17 protein-coding genes and 1 tRNA gene are annotated in these 18,547 nt (G+C 61.5%); 9 read left to right on the top strand and 9 right to left on the bottom strand.

Annotated elements, in window-relative coordinates; all coding sequences use genetic code 11:
* Window positions 1-176 precede the first annotated feature (176 nt).
* Window positions 177-1,325, top strand: a complete 1,149-nt coding sequence (locus ACNA0I_RS17945) for an efflux RND transporter periplasmic adaptor subunit (protein WP_415807374.1) — start codon at window positions 177-179, stop codon at window positions 1,323-1,325.
* Window positions 1,322-4,420: an efflux RND transporter permease subunit gene (locus tag ACNA0I_RS17940; RefSeq protein WP_415807373.1), complete on the top strand. Its 3,099-nt coding sequence runs from the start codon at window positions 1,322-1,324 to the stop codon at window positions 4,418-4,420. The genes ACNA0I_RS17945 and ACNA0I_RS17940 overlap by 4 nt, the downstream gene beginning before the upstream one ends.
* 4 nt (window positions 4,421-4,424) lie before the next feature.
* Here ACNA0I_RS17940 and ACNA0I_RS17935 read toward each other — a convergent pair whose 3' ends face one another.
* Complete coding sequence (locus tag ACNA0I_RS17935) at window positions 4,425-4,664, bottom strand: hypothetical protein (protein WP_415807372.1); 240 nt, start codon at window positions 4,662-4,664, stop codon at window positions 4,425-4,427.
* A 308-nt stretch (window positions 4,665-4,972) separates the two neighbouring features.
* On the opposite strand from ACNA0I_RS17935, the gene dnaQ reads away from it, so the two are divergent.
* Together dnaQ and ACNA0I_RS17925 are read left to right on the top strand one after the other, a co-directional pair.
* On the top strand, window positions 4,973-5,704 hold the full coding sequence (gene dnaQ / locus ACNA0I_RS17930; RefSeq protein ID WP_415807371.1) for a DNA polymerase III subunit epsilon: 732 nt from the start codon (window positions 4,973-4,975) through the stop codon (window positions 5,702-5,704).
* Window positions 5,705-5,809: 105 nt separating this feature from the next.
* Window positions 5,810-5,884 (top strand) — tRNA-Val (locus tag ACNA0I_RS17925).
* Window positions 5,885-6,266: 382 nt separating this feature from the next.
* On the opposite strand, the gene ACNA0I_RS17920 is transcribed toward ACNA0I_RS17925, so the two are convergent.
* A complete protein-coding gene (locus ACNA0I_RS17920) occupies window positions 6,267-6,464 on the bottom strand; it encodes a hypothetical protein (RefSeq protein WP_415807369.1) in 198 nt (65 codons plus the stop codon).
* 85 nt (window positions 6,465-6,549) lie between these two features.
* Window positions 6,550-7,005 carry a hypothetical protein gene (locus tag ACNA0I_RS17915; protein WP_415807368.1) on the bottom strand — a complete coding sequence of 152 codons (456 nt, stop codon included), beginning with the start codon at window positions 7,003-7,005 and terminating at the stop codon, window positions 6,550-6,552.
* Window positions 7,006-7,680: 675 nt separating this feature from the next.
* Here ACNA0I_RS17915 and ACNA0I_RS17910 point away from each other — a divergent pair.
* Window positions 7,681-8,239, top strand: a 559-nt coding sequence (locus ACNA0I_RS17910; protein ID WP_415807367.1) for a helix-turn-helix transcriptional regulator, incomplete at its 5' end; no start/stop codon positions are given.
* Between the two features lie 73 nt (window positions 8,240-8,312).
* On the opposite strand, the gene ACNA0I_RS17905 is transcribed toward ACNA0I_RS17910, so the two are convergent.
* From ACNA0I_RS17905 to ACNA0I_RS17890, 4 genes are all read right to left on the bottom strand, one after another.
* Window positions 8,313-8,936 (bottom strand): TetR/AcrR family transcriptional regulator, encoded by a 624-nt coding sequence (locus ACNA0I_RS17905; RefSeq protein ID WP_415807470.1) that lies wholly within the window; start codon window positions 8,934-8,936, stop codon window positions 8,313-8,315.
* Between the two features lie 123 nt (window positions 8,937-9,059).
* Entirely contained in the window at window positions 9,060-10,211 is a 1,152-nt protein-coding gene (locus tag ACNA0I_RS17900) for a CaiB/BaiF CoA transferase family protein (protein ID WP_415807366.1), read from the bottom strand.
* Between the two features lie 22 nt (window positions 10,212-10,233).
* On the bottom strand, window positions 10,234-11,304 hold the full coding sequence (locus ACNA0I_RS17895) for a hypothetical protein (RefSeq protein ID WP_415807365.1): 1,071 nt from the start codon (window positions 11,302-11,304) through the stop codon (window positions 10,234-10,236).
* Window positions 11,305-11,324: 20 nt separating this feature from the next.
* Window positions 11,325-12,491, bottom strand: a complete 1,167-nt coding sequence (locus tag ACNA0I_RS17890) for an acyl-CoA dehydrogenase family protein (RefSeq protein WP_415807364.1) — start codon at window positions 12,489-12,491, stop codon at window positions 11,325-11,327.
* 200 nt (window positions 12,492-12,691) lie between these two features.
* Between ACNA0I_RS17890 and ACNA0I_RS17885 the strand changes: the two genes are divergently transcribed.
* The 4 genes from ACNA0I_RS17885 to ACNA0I_RS17870 are packed head-to-tail and all read left to right on the top strand — an operon-like array spanning window position 12,692 to window position 16,669.
* Window positions 12,692-13,876: a CaiB/BaiF CoA transferase family protein gene (locus ACNA0I_RS17885; RefSeq protein WP_415807363.1), complete on the top strand. Its 1,185-nt coding sequence runs from the start codon at window positions 12,692-12,694 to the stop codon at window positions 13,874-13,876.
* A 5-nt stretch (window positions 13,877-13,881) separates the two neighbouring features.
* A complete protein-coding gene (locus ACNA0I_RS17880) occupies window positions 13,882-14,886 on the top strand; it encodes an NADPH:quinone oxidoreductase family protein (protein ID WP_415807469.1) in 1,005 nt (334 codons plus the stop codon).
* 39 nt (window positions 14,887-14,925) lie between these two features.
* Window positions 14,926-15,894, top strand: a complete 969-nt coding sequence (locus ACNA0I_RS17875; RefSeq protein ID WP_415807361.1) for a Bug family tripartite tricarboxylate transporter substrate binding protein — start codon at window positions 14,926-14,928, stop codon at window positions 15,892-15,894.
* A gap of 1 nt (window position 15,895) precedes the next feature.
* Window positions 15,896-16,669, top strand: a complete 774-nt coding sequence (locus tag ACNA0I_RS17870; RefSeq protein WP_415807359.1) for an enoyl-CoA hydratase/isomerase family protein — start codon at window positions 15,896-15,898, stop codon at window positions 16,667-16,669.
* A gap of 45 nt (window positions 16,670-16,714) precedes the next feature.
* On the opposite strand, the gene ACNA0I_RS17865 is transcribed toward ACNA0I_RS17870, so the two are convergent.
* Complete coding sequence (locus tag ACNA0I_RS17865) at window positions 16,715-18,007, bottom strand: TRAP transporter large permease (RefSeq protein WP_415807358.1); 1,293 nt, start codon at window positions 18,005-18,007, stop codon at window positions 16,715-16,717.
* Window positions 18,004-18,489: a TRAP transporter small permease gene (locus ACNA0I_RS17860; protein WP_415807357.1), complete on the bottom strand. Its 486-nt coding sequence runs from the start codon at window positions 18,487-18,489 to the stop codon at window positions 18,004-18,006. Before ACNA0I_RS17860 ends, ACNA0I_RS17865 begins: the two co-directional genes overlap by 4 nt.
* Between the last annotated feature and the right edge of the window lie 58 nt (window positions 18,490-18,547).

Raw genomic sequence — 18,547 nt, 5'->3', positions numbered from 1 at the left:
TACGGCGGTTTCATGCGGGAATACCCTGGAAATAGTCCGCAGATCGCGCTCGCCGGCCAACTTTGTGCCAGTATGTAAACCGCTGGTGCTACAGTGCCAGCTCCATAGCTTGTTTCCATCCCGTCGGGCCAGCAACGCGCGCGGCTCGGCATGTTTACGCACCGCGATCATTGCGCATGAAAAAAGCTGTACTGCTGACTGCTATTGCGGTCGGGCTCGCTGCGGGCGCGGCCTTGGGGTATTGGGTTCCGCGCTGGTTGGCGGCCCCTGCGGGGTCTGTCGCAGATGCCGCTTCAACGGCGGTATCCGCCGCACCGAAAACCAAATCCCTGGATACGGTGCGGATAGAGGTCGCGCAAGTCCAGCAACTGAAATTCACGCGTGGCATCTCCGCGGTCGGCAGCCTGCGCTCTGATGAGTCGGTCGTGTTGCGTCCCGAGGTTGCGGGCCGTATTAAGACCATCGATTTCAAAGAAGGCCAGCCGGTAGAGCGCGGACAGGTACTGATCCGCCTGGACGATTCGGTGTCACGGGCCGAATTCGATCAGGCGCGTGCTAATTTGGCGTTGGCGCAAACACATTATCGCCGTGCCGTCGAGTTGCAGGGCCGTGGTTTCGTCAGCCAGCAGGCGCGCGACGAGGCCGGCAGCAACCTGAAAGTCCAACAGGCGGCCACCGCATTGGCACAGGCGCGGCTCGACAAGATGACTATACGAGCACCCTTTGCCGGCATCGTGGGTCTGCGCAGCGTGTCGGTTGGTGATTATGTCGATCAGGGGCAGGACCTCGCGCCATTGGAGGCGATTGATCCTCTGAAGGTCGATTTCCGTGTGCCCGAAATGTATTTCAACAAAATCCAGGTTGGCCAGTCGCTGACTATCCGTCTGGATGCGCTGCCTGGCTCAGAGCGCCAGGGGCAGGTATATGCCGTGAGTCCGCTGGTGGATGCGGGAGGCCGCTCGATCCTGCTGCGGGCCACGATCCCGAACCCGGATGCGCGATTGCGACCGGGTATGTTTGCTCGCGTGCAACTCTTGTTTGGGGCCGACGATGTGCTGGCGGTACCGGAAGCGGCGCTCGCGCCCTCGGGCCAGGCGCAGTACGTTTTCACGGTGCGAGAGGGGCACGCTCGCCGCACCGAGGTCACGCTGGGCGAGCGTCGGGATGGCCAGGTCGAGATACTGACGGGCGTTGCCGCGGGCGACCAGGTCGTGGTCGCCGGCTTTCAGCGGCTGACTGACGGGGCGCCGGTCGAGGTGGCCCCGGCGGCCGCCTCGAGGCCGGCGCAGAGCAAGGCGCAGGGACCACAGGCGAGTCGATCATGATTTTGTCCGAGGTCTGCATCAAGCGGCCGGTATTTGCATCGGTCTTGTCGTTGATCATTGTCTTGATCGGCCTGATCTCGTATTCGCGCTTGACGGTGCGTGAATATCCCAACATCGACGAGCCTATCGTCTCGGTCAGCACTACCTATAAAGGCGCCTCTCCGGAGGTCATCGAATCGCAGGTCACCAAACCCCTAGAAGACCAACTGGCCGGTATAGAAGGGGTGAATGTGATGACCTCGCGCAGCCGGTCCGAACGCAGCTATATCAACATCAAATTCAATCTGTCGCGAGATCCCGATGCCGCTGCCGCCGAGGTGCGCGACAAAGTATCCCGCGCGCGCCGCTATCTGCCGGACGAGATCGACGAGCCCATTATCGGCAAGGTCGAGGCTGATGCTACGCCCGTCATCTATATCGCGGTGGAGTCCGGCTCGTTATCCGTGATCCAGACGTCCGACTACATCAATCGCTATATCAAGACACGCCTGTCTGTGCTGCCCGGGGCCGCGGAAGTGCGTGTGTATGGCGAACGTCTGCCGTCTATGCGGATTTACGTCGATCGAGCAAAGCTGGCGGCCTATCAATTGACCGTTCAGGATGTCGAGAACGCGCTGTCCAGCCAGAATGTGGAGATTCCTGCGGGCCGTATCGAATCGCGTGATCGCGAGTTCACAGTCGTGTCGTCAACGGACCTTCAGACGCCTGCACAGTTCGCGGATATCGTGGTCGCGAACGTCAAAGGCTATCCCGTACGGATGCGCGATGTGGCCAGGGTCGAGGTCGGTGCGGCAGATGATCGCGTGTTGTCACGCTTTAACGGTAAGAACGCGATCAACATCGGCCTGACCAAGCAGTCCACGGCGAATCCCCTGGATCTGTCCAAGGCTGTGCGTGATGAGGTGGCGCTATTGAATGAGACCTTGCCCGATGGGATGAGGTTGAACATCGCCTACGACACGTCCACATTCATCGAGCGTTCCATCAGTTCGGTGTACCACACCATCCTCGAGGCCATTGTGCTGGTGGTGCTGGTCATTTTCTTTTTCCTGCGGAACTTGCGGGCCAGCATCATCCCCATCGTGACAATCCCGGTGTCGCTGGTCGGCGCTTGCGGTCTGATGTACATGTTTGGCTTTTCGATCAACACGCTGACGTTGTTGGCCATGGTGCTGGCGATCGGTCTGGTGGTCGATGACGCCATCGTCGTGCTCGAGAATATTTTCCGCCATATCGAAAACGGGATGCCACGCCGCGAGGCGGCATTGCAGGGATCGAAAGAAATCGGTTTTGCCGTGGTGGCAATGACACTGACCCTGGTCACGGTGTACGCGCCGCTGGCATTCGCAACGGGGCGTACCGGCAAGCTGTTCATCGAGTTTGCACTGACATTGGCTGGCGCGGTACTGGTGTCGGGTTTTGTCGCGTTGACGCTGACACCGATGATGTGCTCAGTCTTGTTGCGCCACCAATCCAGCCATAGCCGCTGGTACAACCTGATCGAGGGTTGGCTCAATGGTTTGGCGAACGGCTATCGCCGCACTTTGCTGTGGGCCCTGCATCAACGGGCACTCATCGTGATCATCGGCCTGCTCGTGGCGGCAGGTAGCGGTGTTCTGTTTTCAGTGGTGAAAAGCGAGTTGGCGCCCGTCGAAGACCGCGGGGCGATTTACGGCAGGGTGACCTCGCCCGAGGGCGCTACGCTGGGCTACATGCTCGAGAGTGTGCAGCAGATCGAACAGTTCTATGCCCAGATCCCGGAAACCGAGGCCTATCAGTCGTCGATCGGTTTTCCTACCGTCACCGACGGCACGGCGATTTTGCGCTTGGCGCCCTGGGAGCAACGCGATCGCAAACAGCAGGAGATTGCGCGCGAGCTGCAGTCTAAATTCGCTTCGCTGCCCGGGGTCAAAGCCTTTCCCACGAATCCGCCTTCATTGGGGCAATCCTCACGCTCCAAACCCGTCGAGTTCATCATCATGAGCCAGTCCTCGTATGCCGAGTTGGACAAGCTCGTGAGCGTGTATGTGAACGCGTTGCGTGATTATCCGGGGTTGATCAACCTGGACACGGATCTGCGTTTGAATACCCCCGAACTGCGTGTGCAGGTGGATCGCGACAAGATGGCCGACGTGGGCGCAGCGGTCGACGTCGTGGGCCGTACGCTGGAGTCGATGCTGGGCGGACGGCAGGTGACGCGCTACAAAGATGACGGTGAACAGTACGACGTGATCGTGCAGGTGTTGCCGCAAGACCGCAGCAATACAACAGATATCTCGGGTATTTATGTCCGTACGCGCGACGGCAGCATGGTGCAATTGGACAATCTGTTGTCGGTGCATGAGAGTGTCTCGCCTCAATCGTTGAACCATTTCAATCGCCTGCGCGCAGTGAAGATCGAGGCCGAGGTGGCGCCTGGTTACGCGTTGGGCGAAGTCCTCTCTCACATGCAAGACGTGGCGCGTCAGGTGCTGCCCCATACCTTGCAGACCGATCTGGACGGCCAGTCACGCGAATTCCGCGATTCGTCGGGCAGTATCTATCTCGTGTTCGCCATGGCGTTGGCGTTCATCTATCTGGTGATGGCCGCGCAGTTTGAGAGCTGGCGCAATCCGTTCATCATCATGTTGTCAGTGCCCTTGTCCATGACGGGGGCGTTGCTGGCGCTCTGGCTGAGTGGAGGCACCTTGTCGATCTACAGCCAGATCGGTTTGATCACGCTGGTTGGTCTGATTACCAAACACGGCATCCTGATCGTCGAGTTCGCCAATCAATTGCGTGACGAGGGGCATGAGCTGTTTGAGGCAGTCATCGAAGCCAGCGTGCTGCGTTTGCGTCCGATTTTGATGACCACTGGGGCGATGGTGTTGGGCACCCTCCCGCTCGCCGTGTCCACCGGCGCGGGGGCGGAGTCCCGGCAGCAGATTGGATGGGTGCTGGTTGGCGGGCTGATGCTCGGGACGTTTCTGACCTTGTTCGTGGTACCTGTGGCGTACACGCTGATTGCAAAGGCCCGGTTGCGCCGCGACGCGGGCGGCGACGACAAGGCGCACGCCGCCGCCAGTACCAAGGCTGCGGCTTCGGGCGAGCATTAACGGCTCAGCGGTCCTGCCTATCCGATTGTGATGTGTCCAACACGTCGTCTTCGGGGGTGATCACGCCCGGTTCGCCAGGGGGCGTAATCACGCGCCCCTGGCGGGGACGCCCGGCGACCTCGGGCGCGTCGTCCGGCATCGGCATGATGCCGGTGCCATGGACGGGGTCGGTGGGCGTTTTCGGAGACCGAGCATCGGTATCAGTGTGTTCTGAGGGAACATTCTCTCGGGCAGTTTTTTCCATGATGAACTCCTGATGGGGAATGAGTGCGGCGCGGGCCGCGACGCATTGCCAGCTTAGGTGTGCGCCAGCTCGCGGGCCGTGACGACATGTGTCCCTCGCAAGTTTCATGCCGGCGCGGACATGATCGACGGATTGAAATCTCGATCTGGCCTGCCGGGTGCGTAGATGCTAGGTACACTAATGGCTTCGCTTATGGTGCCGTACCCGGCCGCTGAGGGCGGCTGCCATGCCGCACGTCCAGTGTGCTGGCTTGGATGCCAGCTGTGCCGAGCCTCGCGGCATATCTCCTTGTTACCAAATTGCCTGACATGCGCCAAATCATTTTCGATACTGAAACCACCGGCCTGGACCCTAATCAGGGACACCGGATTGTTGAAATCGGCTGCGTCGAGATCGTCAACCGGACTGTCACCGGGAATAACCTGCACATTTATTTGAATCCGGACCGCGATAGCGACCCAGAGGCGTTGGCGGTGCACGGTCTGACTACGGACTTTCTGTCGGACAAGCCGCGCTTTAGCGAAGTGGCCGATCAGTTTCTCGAATTCATCGCGGGTGCGGAACTCATCGCCCATAACGCGGCGTTTGACGTCAAGTTCTTCAACGCCGAGCTTAAACGCATCGGCCGGGGCGAATTGGCCGGCTTGTGCGACAAGATCACGGACTCGCTGTTGTTTGCGCGGACGCTGTATCCGGGTAAACGGAACTCGCTGGATGCCCTGTGTGATCGTCTCGGGGTGTCCAATGCGCACCGGACGCTGCACGGCGCTTTGCTTGACTCGCAACTGCTGGGCGAAGTCTGGCTGGCCATGACACGAGGGCAGGACGCGTTGTTGATCGACGTCGACGACAGCGGGCCGTCCACTGGCGCGGGCGTGACGCTGAAAGCGTTTGATGGCAGTGCGCTACCCGTGTTGGCGGCATCGGCGGAGGAGTTGGTCGAGCATGAGGAGTATTTGGCGAGTCTGGATAAATCCGTAGGGGGTGACTGCGTGTGGCGTAGTCTGGACGCGCCGAAAGAGGTGGTCGCCGACGCGTGATACGGGTGGCTGCTCCCGGTAGCGTCATTGTTATCGAGAGAAAACCCCAAGAGTGTCGCCGTGTTTGCGGTGCGGGATTTTTCTATGCTAGAATTCCGCTTCTTTGGGTGGTTAGCTCAGTGGTAGAGCACTGCCTTCACACGGCAGGGGTCACAAGTTCGAACCTTGTACCACCCACCAAAGACTTCTCTGATGAAGTCTCCCAAAGCCTAAAAGCCCCTAGTTTTCAATAGCTTGGGGCTTTTTTGTTGTCTATTGTCCTCTACGAAGGGGCATAGACATGCCGTCTTGGCTGGCGGTATCCTTAACGGTAGCTCCCCATATCATCGCTACAGATACCGTCAGGAAGCCAGGATGCCCCTTACGTGCCGTTGTTTTGCTGTGGCGAGGCGATTCGCTCTTGTACCGCCTCATACATCCAAAGTAATCCAATGATCAGAAAACCGGCCATCCCCCTCTCCTCATGTAAATTTCCGTTCGTGTAGCCCGGTATCGGTCTTCACCGTGTCACTGACACTGCTCGTCGTAGGGCAGATCCAGTGTCAGGCAGTCCGCTGTCGTTCTATCGCTTGAAGTAGTAGTCCAGCATCTCGCTGGTACGGTCCTGGCGTTTTGGGTACCGCCTTGCCAGGTAGGCCTTCAGCTCTTCTTCTGCGCTCGGTGGTCGAAAGGCGTTGGGAGGTGTCCCCATCAAGCGCTGAGCCTCCTGTAATGTGCGTTGCGCGCACAGTTCTCCCGCGCTGATAGGGGCATTTCTCATATTCTTCTTCTGGTCGAGGCTTTCCATTTTTATCGGCAGAGATCAGTTAGCAAAGGAATGACTAAAAATTCGTGCCCGGCGCCGGCTATTTCTTTCGATGTGCACGTACCACTTCAATGTTGTCCCGCTGTTGCGAGGTAAACGATGCCAGCGCCTGCGGACCGGCACTCTGTTCCACTGCCAGATACATGCCGGCGTGCAGGACGGCCAGCGTGGCCGCAACATACTGCTGGCTCGACAATCCGTGCCGTGCCAATGCCGCGCGTACCTCCGGCTGGGCATCGAGCCGGCGCGCGAGACCCTCGACTGACTCGGCGTCATCGCTGTCATCGTCGTCATCGTCTGCGTCGCCGTCGCCCGCTAGCTGCACGGTGCCTAGTTCCACCGTCACGGCGGCCATACGCTCCAGCATGGCGGGAGTTAGGGCAAAGCTTGCCGGGTCAGCATCCGAGGACGCCCAGACCTGGCCTGCGGCCAGCGCGAACATCAAACATAAGGCCGCAACAAAGCGCCGAGAACAAGAGTTGCAGGAGAAAGACATGGTTCTTTCCATTCAAGAAAACCACACAGAAGGCCCGCAATCTACCCGTCTGTCATGTGCCGCGCCCCACCCCGACGGGGTAGGTGTCGCAAAATGGTAACGATGGCGCTCGCCTGTTCCTCGCGTGGATAAAATCCGCCCAGCGGTTGTTTCGATGGGAAGCCCAACGGAGAGAGTCCATGTCTACCCGCCGTTCCACGAGTCGTGCGCTGGCAAGCCTGCATCAGATGACCTGTCTGGATACGGGCGGTCCGCAGTTGATTCAGCCTTTGCTGCAAAGCATGCACCAGTTGATCGGCTTTGAATCGGGCGGTTATTTCTATCCGGGCGGCGATGGCGAGCTGGAAGCGCACATGGAAGATCCCGGCGTTGCGGCTTCAGTCCCCGAGCATTTTGATCCGTGTATCCTGCGCAGCGAAAGTCAGATGTTCCATAACACCTTGCGCCAGTCCAGCGATATCGCTCTGCATGAATACGGTCCTCGCACGCTGAGCCAGATGCTTAGGGGAACCTATCCGGGGCTGCTTCGCAGTGACTATTACAACGTGGTCATGCGCCCGGCCGGTGTCGGCGACTGGTTGTGCCTGGCATTGCGCACGCAGCAAGGGCAGGGCATCGGCATGCTGTTCCTCTTTCGTCCCGCGGGCGCGCAGGCCTTCCAACACGCTNAGGNNNTTTGGCGCGCGCCCTGCAACCCGGCGCATTCGATGCGGACGAGCGGGATGCGCATCGCCAAGGCCTGTTGATTGCCACTCTCGATGCGAGGCCGTTGTGGATATGCCCGGAGGCCGAGGTGCTGATGCCGCTGGCGTTCGGCTGGCGTTGGCGGCGTGGTGCTGAATTGCCCGCGGCCGTGAAAGCGCTGTTGCAGCGTCTTACTCCGCGACCGGGTGTTCTGCCGCTCCCGCCGTACATGGATTGGTGTAACGCGCAAGGCCGGTTCTCGCTACGCGCCGTACGTCTGGCCGCGGCCCTCGGTCATGGCGAAGCAGTGGGGGTATACATCACTCAGCACGTAGCGCGCGGCGTGCGGCTGATGTCGGCATTGAACGCGCTGCGCCTGCCGCAACGCCAATATGAATTGGCCTATTGGCTGGCGCGAGGCCTGTCGGAATCGCAAATCGCCCAACGCATGGGTATCAGTCTCAACACAGTGGTCTACCATCGCCGTCAGCTCTATAACCGATTGGGGGCGAGTCACCGCATCGAACTATTGACGAAGTTGGGGTTGTAGGGGCGCTGCGGTTCAGCCGCGTTGCTACGTATCCCTGCAGGCCACGATGACCGGCAGCGCCGAGTTTGGCTGATCAGTGATTGGAGATTTGCCAGTCGGTGGCAATGCCATATACCGCTTGGGTGGCGAGCTGTTTCGCTATTCGTTCTTTGAGATCTGGGGCCTCAGTTTCTCGCGGCCGATACCATACAGTGATCCAGTTGAGGCTTCCAAGAATGCTTTTGACCGCAAAAGAGGGATCCAATTGAGTAAATAGTCCACCCGCGATGCCTTCGGTCACGACGTGGTGGAACAATTCTTCATAGGAATCCCGCATAGCAATGACTTCAGCCAATGCTTCACGTTCCATGGGCGTGGTGCTGACGGACTGATGCAGCTCGACACCCTGGACGGTGACGCGCTGGTAATACAGCGAGTCCATCATCAGCATCGCGTGCAAGTAGGCCATGCGATGAAGTTTTTCCCGCGGCGCGAGCTTGTCGTCGCAAGCAACAGGAACTTGCGTCTTCAGATTCATGACCATCGCGCGCTTGTGCACGGCGAAGAACAGGTCGGTCTTGCTGCGATAGTGGTAGTAGACGCTGCCTTTGGTGGCGCCAATCTGGCTGGCAATCACGTCAATGGACGCTGCGGTGAATCCATAGATGGTGAACGCCTTGGCCGCCGCGTCCAGCAGTTTGAGTTGGATGGCGGGCATGTTTTCATAGTCGATGCCCACCCAGTTTTCGAGTTCGGAGGTCAGGATCACGGTATTTGCAGATCTGGCTGGCGGCGTACAGCAGTATAGCGGCAAAGCCCGGCTGTACGCCGCGCGGTACGTTCAAGTGTTGAACAAGGTTTCGTTGGCGGCGATCGTCGTGTTGCCCAGCGTCGGCGCGGGGGCTCGGATGCTGCCGGGCGTGTCGCTGAGCTTGATGGGAATGCCGGGTCCCGTATAGTCGGCCGTGCGCACGACCATGCCTCGAAACTTGGCGTGCTCGGCGTCGGCCACCGCCCGGATGTCCAGGATCGGCGCGGCCGGGACGCCCGCGGCCAGCAAGACAGGCCCGAGCTGTTCCCCGTCGACGTTTGCGAATGCGCGACACAGCTCGTCTTCCAGCGCTTCGCGGTTCTCGACGCGAGCGCGGTTGGTGGCGAATCTCGGGTCAGACGGCAGGCCAGACACGCTCAAGTGCGAGCACAACCGGGCAAACAGCCTGTCGTTGGCCACGGCCACGAATAGCGGCACGGTAGCGGTACGGTAGACGTTGTACGGCACGATGTTGGCGTGTCGATTGCCCGACGGGCCCGGTACCTTGCCTGAATGCAGATAGTTGGTCAGGAACGGATGCGCCACCGATACCGCACTGTCGTACAAGCTGACATCGGCCATCTGGCCGCGCCCTGTGCGGTGTCTGGCCTGCAAGGCCAGCAGGATGGACATCGCGGCATTCATGCCGGTTGTCAGGTCCACTACCGGCACACCGATTCGGACAGGTTCGCCCGCTTGGTCGCCGTTGATCGACAGTAGCCCGGCCATGGCTTGCACGGCGGCATCGTAGCCCGGCAAGCCGCCGTAGGGGCCTTCGTCGCCAAAGCCGGTAATGCGGCAATGGATAAGCCGAGGATACCTCTCGACGAACCATCGTGCATGCGGAATGCCCCATGCCTGCAGCGTGCTCAGCTTGAAATTCTCAATCAATACGTCGGCCGTCTCCAGCAAGGCAAAGAGTTTGTCGCGTTCGTTGGCCTGCCCCAGATCGAGAACGACGCTGCGCTTGTTGCGGTTGACGGCATTGAAATAAGCCGAGCTTTCATTAACGAACGGCGGGCCGAAGCCGCGGCACTCGTCGCCCTCCGGGCTTTCGATTTTGACGACGTCGGCACCGTGGTCGCCCAGGATCTGCCCCGCAAAGGGGCCGGCCAGCACTCTGGCGGCGTCTACTACCTTCAGGCCCGCAAGCGCTCCAACGGGATGTTGCTGCATGGTCATGCTTCTATTCCTCATCACGGACCTAGTTGCCAATTCTCCAGGCTAGGTCGTATCCCTGGCCGATTGCACGAACATCGAAGGTCATATTGAGGCGTCGATTGTGCGCCTGCAAAGCTCCCTCGATGAGGCCGTTCCAGGCGTCAGCCAGCATGGGGTGATATTCCCTGATGCCATCCATGAATACCCACCCGTTTTGGCGAACCTCATGGCTGTCGTCAAGGTGTTGAACGACTTGGCATGCGTCACCATGCGCAGTGCCCAGGTCGGCGACAAAGCGCGCGAAGCCCGCGGCATCGGGCGTGTAGTCTCCACCCAGCGCGCGCGCCACTTCGTGATAGAACTGCATACCGATCATCCGGCCGACCATCCGTAGACGATGCGCCGCTTCGTCAGGGCCCCACAACTGCAGTGCGGTAGGGTATGCCGAACGTACATATTCCATGGCGTAGTTGCGGTGCGCCTTGGCCAATCTGGCCGCTGGCCATTGGTCGGTGGGCAGTTGCGGGGCCTGGGCCGCGTCGAAATCTGGCGCGTCTTCGTCGCGGGCGAAGCGCAGCCGCTCGTGGGGTAGCAGGTCGCGGTCGTACTCGTAGTAGTAGCCTTCCAGGCCGGATTGCGCATCTACGGTCTGCTTGGTGCATACGAAGCCCAGGCGTGGGTTGCTCAACATCGTTCCGTTCTGGGCATGCCAGCCGCGCAGCATGGCCTGCGAGACTTCCGGTGCGATGCCGCACAGGGCTGTGCCAGCCCAGATCCACCGCGGCGCGGCGTATCGGATCCAGGCCTTGCGGTCGGATTCATAAATGTATTCGACGGACACTCCGCCGATATGATTGGAAAGATAGTGGTATTGGGCTGCTGCCACGGCGTGCGGCAAGTTGTCCAGGCCCAACTTTTGCAAGCCGGGAAGAAAGCGTTCGCGGCGCTGCCGGCAGAATATCTCGTATACCAGTTCTGCGGTGCTGGCCGTGCCGTGCCGCGACGACACGTACAGGACGATGCCCGTGAAATACGCGTGATACCACTCGGCCACCGCGCGCCAGGCGGCGGTTGGTTCGTCTGGGGTGTGCTCTTGCTTCACTGTCTGCTCCATAGGCTTGATAGCACGATCGGTCAGGACCCTGCGGCCTCTGCTTCGCGTTTGATGGCGCGCGCGATCACCACGCGCTGGATCTCCGAAGTGCCCTCGTAGATCTCGGTGATGCGCTGGTCGCGATAGCAACGCTCGACCGCATTGGGTTTCACATAGCCCCTGCCTCCCAGGATCTGCATCGCATCGTCGCACACGGTGTGCGAGGCTTCGCTGGTAAAAAGTTTGGCCATGGCGCCCAGGGTGCTGATGTCTTGCCCTTTATCGTAGGCTCGCGCGGCTTCGTATAGCATCATACGGGCGGCCGACAATTGCGTGGCGGCATTGGCGAGCATGAAGCCTACGCCCTGGTGGTCGATGATGGTCCGGCCGAACGTCTGGCGCGACGCCGCGAACGCGCTGGCGGCGCGATAGCTGCACAGCGCTATGCCCAGCGCCTGGGCGGCCACCACCACCCGCCCCACGTTGAGGGTCGACAGGGCCAGTTTCAGGCCCAGCCCTTCTTGTCCCACGATGCTGGAATCGGGCACCCGGACGTCGACCTTGAAATTGGTGGTCGTGGTGCCGCGGATGCCCATCTTGTCTTCATAGAAATCGACCGCGGCGCCCTCGGTGTCGCGGGGCACCCAGAACGCGGTGATGTTGTTGCGCGTGCCGGGTTCGCCGGTGCGGGCGAACACGATGAAATGCTTGGAATGCCCGCCGTTGCCGAGCCAGCACTTTTCGCCACGGATCCGCCAGTCCTTGCCCTCGCGCACGGCCGTGGTCTGAATGGCTGCGGCATCGGAACCAGCGCCGCGCTCGCTCAAGGCGAAGTTCACCGCGGTTCCTTCGCGAGCCAGGCCGCCCAGCAGCGCCTGCTTCTGCGTTTCGGTGCCGCCCAGCAGCACGGGGAACGCCCCAAGCGACAGTGCCGCCATGATGGCGGCGGTGGAGCCGCAGCCCTCAGCAATGGTCTCCACCACCGCCACCAGTGCCGTCAACGGCGCTCCGCCGCCGCCGTACTGCCGAGGAATGAACATGCCGCCGACGCCGGATTGCCGCAACGGTTCCAGGTGTTCGACCGGATAGCGCTGATCACGGTCAATTGCGTCGGCCGCTGGCGCAAAGTGCGTATCCGTCAGTTGACGGGCCGTATCCCGCCAACTGCGGGCATCGTCATCCAACGAAGGTTTCCAAATGGTTGCCATGAATTGCTTCTCCAAGTACAAGTATTTGGCAACATACTACTTGGTATCATTATAATTTTCTAGGGGATGTTGGAAAGTTTTTCATGGTGATATCGCGACTTGTCAATTGCGTAATTTAATATGATACTAGGTAGTATGTTCTATCCAACACTACTACTCGGCATGACCTGCGGAGCGCGGCGGCCGACAAGGCGAAACACATGAGCGGACCGTTGAATGGCATACGGGTCCTGGACATGACAGCGGCGTTGTCGGGTCCAGTCGCCACGCAGATCCTGGGAGACATGGGTGCCGATGTCGTCAAGATCGAACCTCCCGAAGGCGACAGCATCCGCGACTTGGGCCCGGCGCGGCATCGCGGCATGGGTGCCATGTTTTTGCACACCAATCGCAGCAAGCGCAGCATCGTGCTGGACCTGAAGCTCGATGGCGGGCGGGCCGCTTTCATGCGGCTGGCGCAAACCGCCGACGTGCTCGTCTGCAATACGCGGCCCAAGGCCATGCAACGGTTGGGCCTGGCGTACGAACAGGTGGCGGCGCACAACCCGGGTATCGTCTATGTGAACATCGTGGGATATGGCCAGGGCGGCACACATGCCGACAAGCCTGCCTACGACGACTTGATCCAGGCGGCTGCCGGCATTGCCTCGCTGCGCGCGCCCGGCGAGCCCGCGCGCTATGCGCCGGTGGCGCTGGCCGACCGCGTTACCGGCATCTGTGCGGCCAACGCAGTCCTGGGAGCGCTATACCACCGGGCGGTGAGCGGCCAGGGGCAGCACGTCGAAGTCCCCATGTTCGAGTCCATCGCCTCGCTGGTGCTGGCTGACCACATGGCCGGTCTGACGTTCGAGCCGCCCATCGGTCCGCCAGTATTCCAGCGCTATGCCTCCATCCGGCGCCCCTTCCAGACGCAGGACGGCTTTCTCTGCATGATGGTGCTCACCGACCGCCAATGGCGTGCGTTTTTCTCCGCCGTTGGCCGTCCCGAAATCATGGAAGACCCACGCTTTAGCAAGATGGCGAATCGCACCGAGAACCTCGAGGCCTTGTACGCCATCGTGTCCGAGGTACTCGCCGGGCGCGGCACCGATGCCTGGATCGCCTGCCTGGAAGAAGCAGATATCCCGGTGGCCCGGATAGAAACCATGGAATCGCTGCTGGCTCACCCGCACCTGCGGCAGACCGGATTCTTCGCCACAGTGGACCACCCCACAGAGGGCCGGATCTGCAGCATGACACGTACCAGCACTTGGTCGGTCACTCAGCCGGAGCCAACCCGTCCCACGCCCCGCTTGGGAGAACACAGCAGGGAAGTGCTGCACGAAGCGGGCTTTTCGGAAGAGGAAGTGCAAACCATGTTCGCCAGCGGAGCGGTGCAAGGATGAAAACCATGAAAGCAGTCGTGTGCAGGAAGTACGGTGGCCCAGAAGTGGCGGCGCTGGAAGACATTCCGTCGCCGGCCTTGCGCGCCGGATCGGTGCGCATTCAGGTACATGCGTGCAGCGCCAGCTTCGCCAGCCTGCTGGTCATGGAAGGCAAGCACCAGAATCGCGCGCCGCTGCCGCTGATACCCGGCACGGAAGTCGCGGGTGTCGTGGTGGAAACCGGCGCGGGCGCCTCCCGCTTCCGGGTCGGCGAGCGCGTGATCGCCGGCGTGCAGTCGGGCGGATACGCCCAGGAAGTGGTGGCGCCCGAAGAGACGGTCTTTCACCTGCCCGACGGCGTCAGCTTCGATGCGGGAGCCCAGTTTCCCACGATCTACGGCACGGCCTACGGCGCGCTGCACTGGCGCGCCCGCGTGGCACCGGGGGAGGTCGTGCTAGTGCACGGCGCGGCCGGCGGCAGCGGACTGGCCGCGGTGGAAGTGGCCAAGGCGCTGGGCGCCACGGTGATCGCCACGGCGGGCTCCAAGGCCAAGCAAGATGTCGTGCTGGAGCACGGCGCCGACCACGCTATTGACTACCACCGAGCCGACTGGCGCGACGCCGTACTGGCACTGACCGGCGGACGCGGCGCTGACGTCATCTACGACCCTGTCGGCGGCGCAACCTTCGACACCTCGCTGCGATGCATCGCGCCGAACGGCCGCATCATCCCGATGGGTTTCGCGAGCGGCGCCATTCCCACCGTGCCCGCCAACATCGTGCTGGTAAAAAACATCAGCGTCATCGGCGTCTACTGGGGCTATTACTTCGGTTGGGGGCGTCATCCGGTCGCTCCCGGCAACGATGCAAAGCTGCGCCAGGCCTATGCGCAACTGTTCGACTGGACCGCGCAGGGCAGGATCCGGCCACGGGTGCACGCCGCACTGCCCCTATCTGAATTCAAGACCGCACTGCACATGATCGCCGGCAGACAGGCGATTGGCAGGGTCATCATGCGGCCGCAGCCATAGCGGTCCTTTTTTGCCCAAGCACACATAAAGGAGACAACCATGTTCAAGCGCTTCACCCTGATCGGCGCGGCCGCATTGCTGGCGATCGGTGCCAGCACCGCGCAGGCCCAAGACAAATACCCCAGCCACGCCATTACCCTGATCTCGCCCTACCAGGCTGGCGGCACGACCGAGACGTTCGCCCGTCTCATCATCGACGACGTCGCCGCTATCCTCGGCCAGCCGATCGTAGTGGAACAAAAGCCCGGCGCGGCTGGCACGATCGGCGCCCGCCTCGTGGCGCTGAGCAAGCCCGACGGCTATACGCTGCTGGCCAACACCTCGCAGCACGTCATGTACGAAGGCATGTTCACCAACCTGTCGTTCGACCCCATGAAGGATTTCCGTCCGGTGGGCGTGCTGGGGTCGGCGCCGATCATTGTCGTCACCGGCGAGAACTCGCCTTACAAGACCTTCCGGCAAGTATTGGACACCGCCAAGACGCAGAACATCACCTTCGCCTCCGGCGCGCAGGGCTCGCTGCCGCACCTGACGGGCGAGCGAGTCGCCTTCCAGGGCAAGCTGAACATGACCCACGTACCCTTCAGCGGCACCGCCCCTGCACTGACCAACGTCATGGGCGGGCACGTGGACCTACTCTACTCCACTGCTGCCAGTGTGATGTCGCAGATCCGCGGCGGCAAGCTGCGCGCGTTGGCGGTCTCTACCAAAAGCCGCATGCCCGAGCTGCCCGACGTGCCCACCATTGCCGAGCTCGGCATACCGGATTTCGACGTGACGGCCTGGTACGGTGTGTGGGTGCCCAAAGACACCCCTACCGAGATCGTGGATGCCATCAACAAGGCCATGCGCGAAGCCTCTGCCCGTCCCGAAGCGCTCAAGCGAATGGAAGCGCTCAGCGTGACTCCCAGCAGCCTGACTGCCGAGCAGTTCGCCGCTTTCGCGCAGAGCGAACGCAAGACATGGCTGGAAGTCATGAAGCGCGCCAACATGCAACCGGCCAACTGACATGACGACATCCGACGAAATCCAGACGCGCATCCAGGACCAGATCGCCTGGGTCACCATCAATCGTCCGCACCGGATGAACGCATTGGCGCCCGCGACTTTCGCGCGCCTGGTTGACGTCTCGCTAGTCTTGGATCGGGATCCCGAGGTCAGGGTAGTGGTCTATACCGGTGCAGGTGACCGCGCATTCTCGGCCGGCGTGGATCTGAAAGAGCTGGACAGCGCGGGCAGCATGCTGCATCCCATGGACGGGCCGGCGCGCAACCTCAACGAGGTCGTGCTGGAGATGTCCAAGCCCACGATCGCGGCCATCAACGGCGTGGCTGCCGGCGGGGGCTGCGAACTGGCCCTGGCCTGCGATCTTCGCGTCGCGGCCGATAGTGCCAGGCTGGGGCTGCCAGAGGCGCGCGTCGGCATGGGCGCCAACTTCGGCAGCGTGGTGCTGCCGCAACTGATTCCCCGTGGCCTGGCGCTCGAGGCGCTCTATACCGGTGATCTGATCGGCGCGCAGCGCGCGCACGAACTCGGGCTGGTCAACCGTGTCTGCGCCGCCGCCGAGCTGTTGGAACAGGTCGAACAGCTGGCGCGCCGCATCGCGGACAACGCGCCGCTTTCAGTCCAGCGCATGAAGGCGGTCGCGTCCAGAAGTATCGGCTTGCCGATATCTGCCGCGCTGCGGCTATCAGTAGGTCCCGACCCCTACGATAGCGAAGACCGTCGAGAGGGCGCCCGAGCCTTTGTGGAAAAGCGCAAGCCGGTTTTTCACGGGCGTTGAGCGAGTTGTTGCTGCGTTGAGCGCGGTTGCTGTAGAGCTGCCACGCTAGCTCACAAAGCGCGGCAGGTATAGCGATATCGTCGGAAACAGGATCAGGATCGTCAGGCGCCCGATGTCGCTGACCACAAACGGCATCACTCCCCGGAAAATCGTCTGTGTACTCACGCCAGGCAGCAGGCCGCGCAGTACGAAGACGTTCATGCCGAACGGCGGAGTGATGAAGCTGAGTTCGGTGACGACCACCACGATGATGCCGAACCAGATCAGATCGAAGCCCAGGCTCTGCACCAGCGGATAGAACACCGGCACGGTCAGCAGGATCATCGACATGCTCTCCAGTACGCAGCCCAGTACGATGTAGATGGCGCAGATCGCGAAGATCACGGCCAGGGGACTGAGCTGATAGTGTTCGACCAGCTCGAGCAGGTCGCCGGGCAGCGACGTGAAATTGATGAAGTTGGCCAGCATCAGCGCGCCGATCATGACCACGAAAATCATGCCTGTGGTCTTGGCCGACTCCACTACTACATTCACAAAGGTGCGCCAGCTCAATGTACGGCGGCAGCACGCGAACAGGAAGCCCAGGAACGCGCCGATGCCTGCCGCTTCGGCGGGCGTGAACATGCCGACATAGATGCCGCCCATCAACAAGGCGATCAGGGCGAGCACCGCCCAGACTCGGCTCAATGCGTGGCGGATCTGTGGCCAGGTGTGGCGCTCGCCCTTGGGGCCGGCGGCAGGGTCACGCCGCACCACCCACGCTACCGCCAGCATGTAGCAAGCCATGGCCAAGAGGCCGGGCAACACGCCAGCGGCGAACATCTTGCCGATGCTCTGTTCGGTCAGCAGGCAGTACACCACCATGATGATGGACGGCGGGATCAGGATGCCGAGCGTGCCACCTGCCGCGATCGAGCCGGCGGCCAGCTTCTCGCTGTAACCGATGCGGCGCATCTCGGGGTAAGCCACCTTCGCCATGGTGGCGGCTGTAGCGAGGCTGGACCCGCAGATTGCGCCAAAGCCGCCGCAGGCCACGATGGTGGACATGGCCAGGCCACCGCGTCGGTGTCCTAACACAGCATGGGCGGCCGCATACAGCTCGCGCGACATGCGCGATTCGGTCACGAAATTGCCCATCAGGATGAATAGCGGCAGCACAGACAGCAGGTACTGAAAACCGCTTTCATAGATGACGGATCCAACCATGGCGTAGGCCGAGTTCCAATTGCGAACGAGCCCCAGGCCGATGAAGCCGACCAGCGCCATGGCAAAGGCGACTGGCACGCGCAGGAACACCAGCGTCAGCATGGCGCCCAGGGCGATCAGGGATTCGATCATGGTGTTTCGCTCCCGGTGTCGGCAATGGGGCGCAGGACATTGGCCGCGTGATAGATGGCGTCCAGAGCCAGCAGCACCGCCATGAAATAGACGAACGGCGCCAGCGGGATACCGAGCATGGCGGTCATGTCGCCGTAGTCGGCCGTGCTGGTAGCCTTGCCCCACGTGACCCAGGCCAGGAAGCCGCTGACCACGGTGGCTAGCACTGCACCGAACCGGTCTTGCAGGGCGACGGCGCGTGCCGAGAACAGATGGCTGAAGCCGTCCACCGTGATGTGTCCGCGCGAGCGGGTCATCAGGGGAATGCTGGAGAAGATCACCGCGATCATCATCAGTTCGACCAGTTCGACTGACCCAATGATGGGGTAGTTGAGCAAGTAGCGGCCGGTCGCATCGACGACCGTCAGCAGGCTCATGCCGCACAGGCTCGTTACGGCGATGGCCTTGAGCAGGACGGTGATCGCGCAGTTCAGGGTTTTCATAGCATTCTCGGTGTGACGGGCACGAGGCGCGGAGTCTGGGCCGACGCCTCGCATTCGA

This window comes from Bordetella muralis (genome assembly GCF_965139205.1).
In the GTDB taxonomy this organism is placed as follows: Bacteria; Pseudomonadota; Gammaproteobacteria; order Burkholderiales; family Burkholderiaceae_B; genus Bordetella_A; species Bordetella_A muralis.
This window is presented reverse-complemented; position numbering and strand designations above follow the sequence as displayed.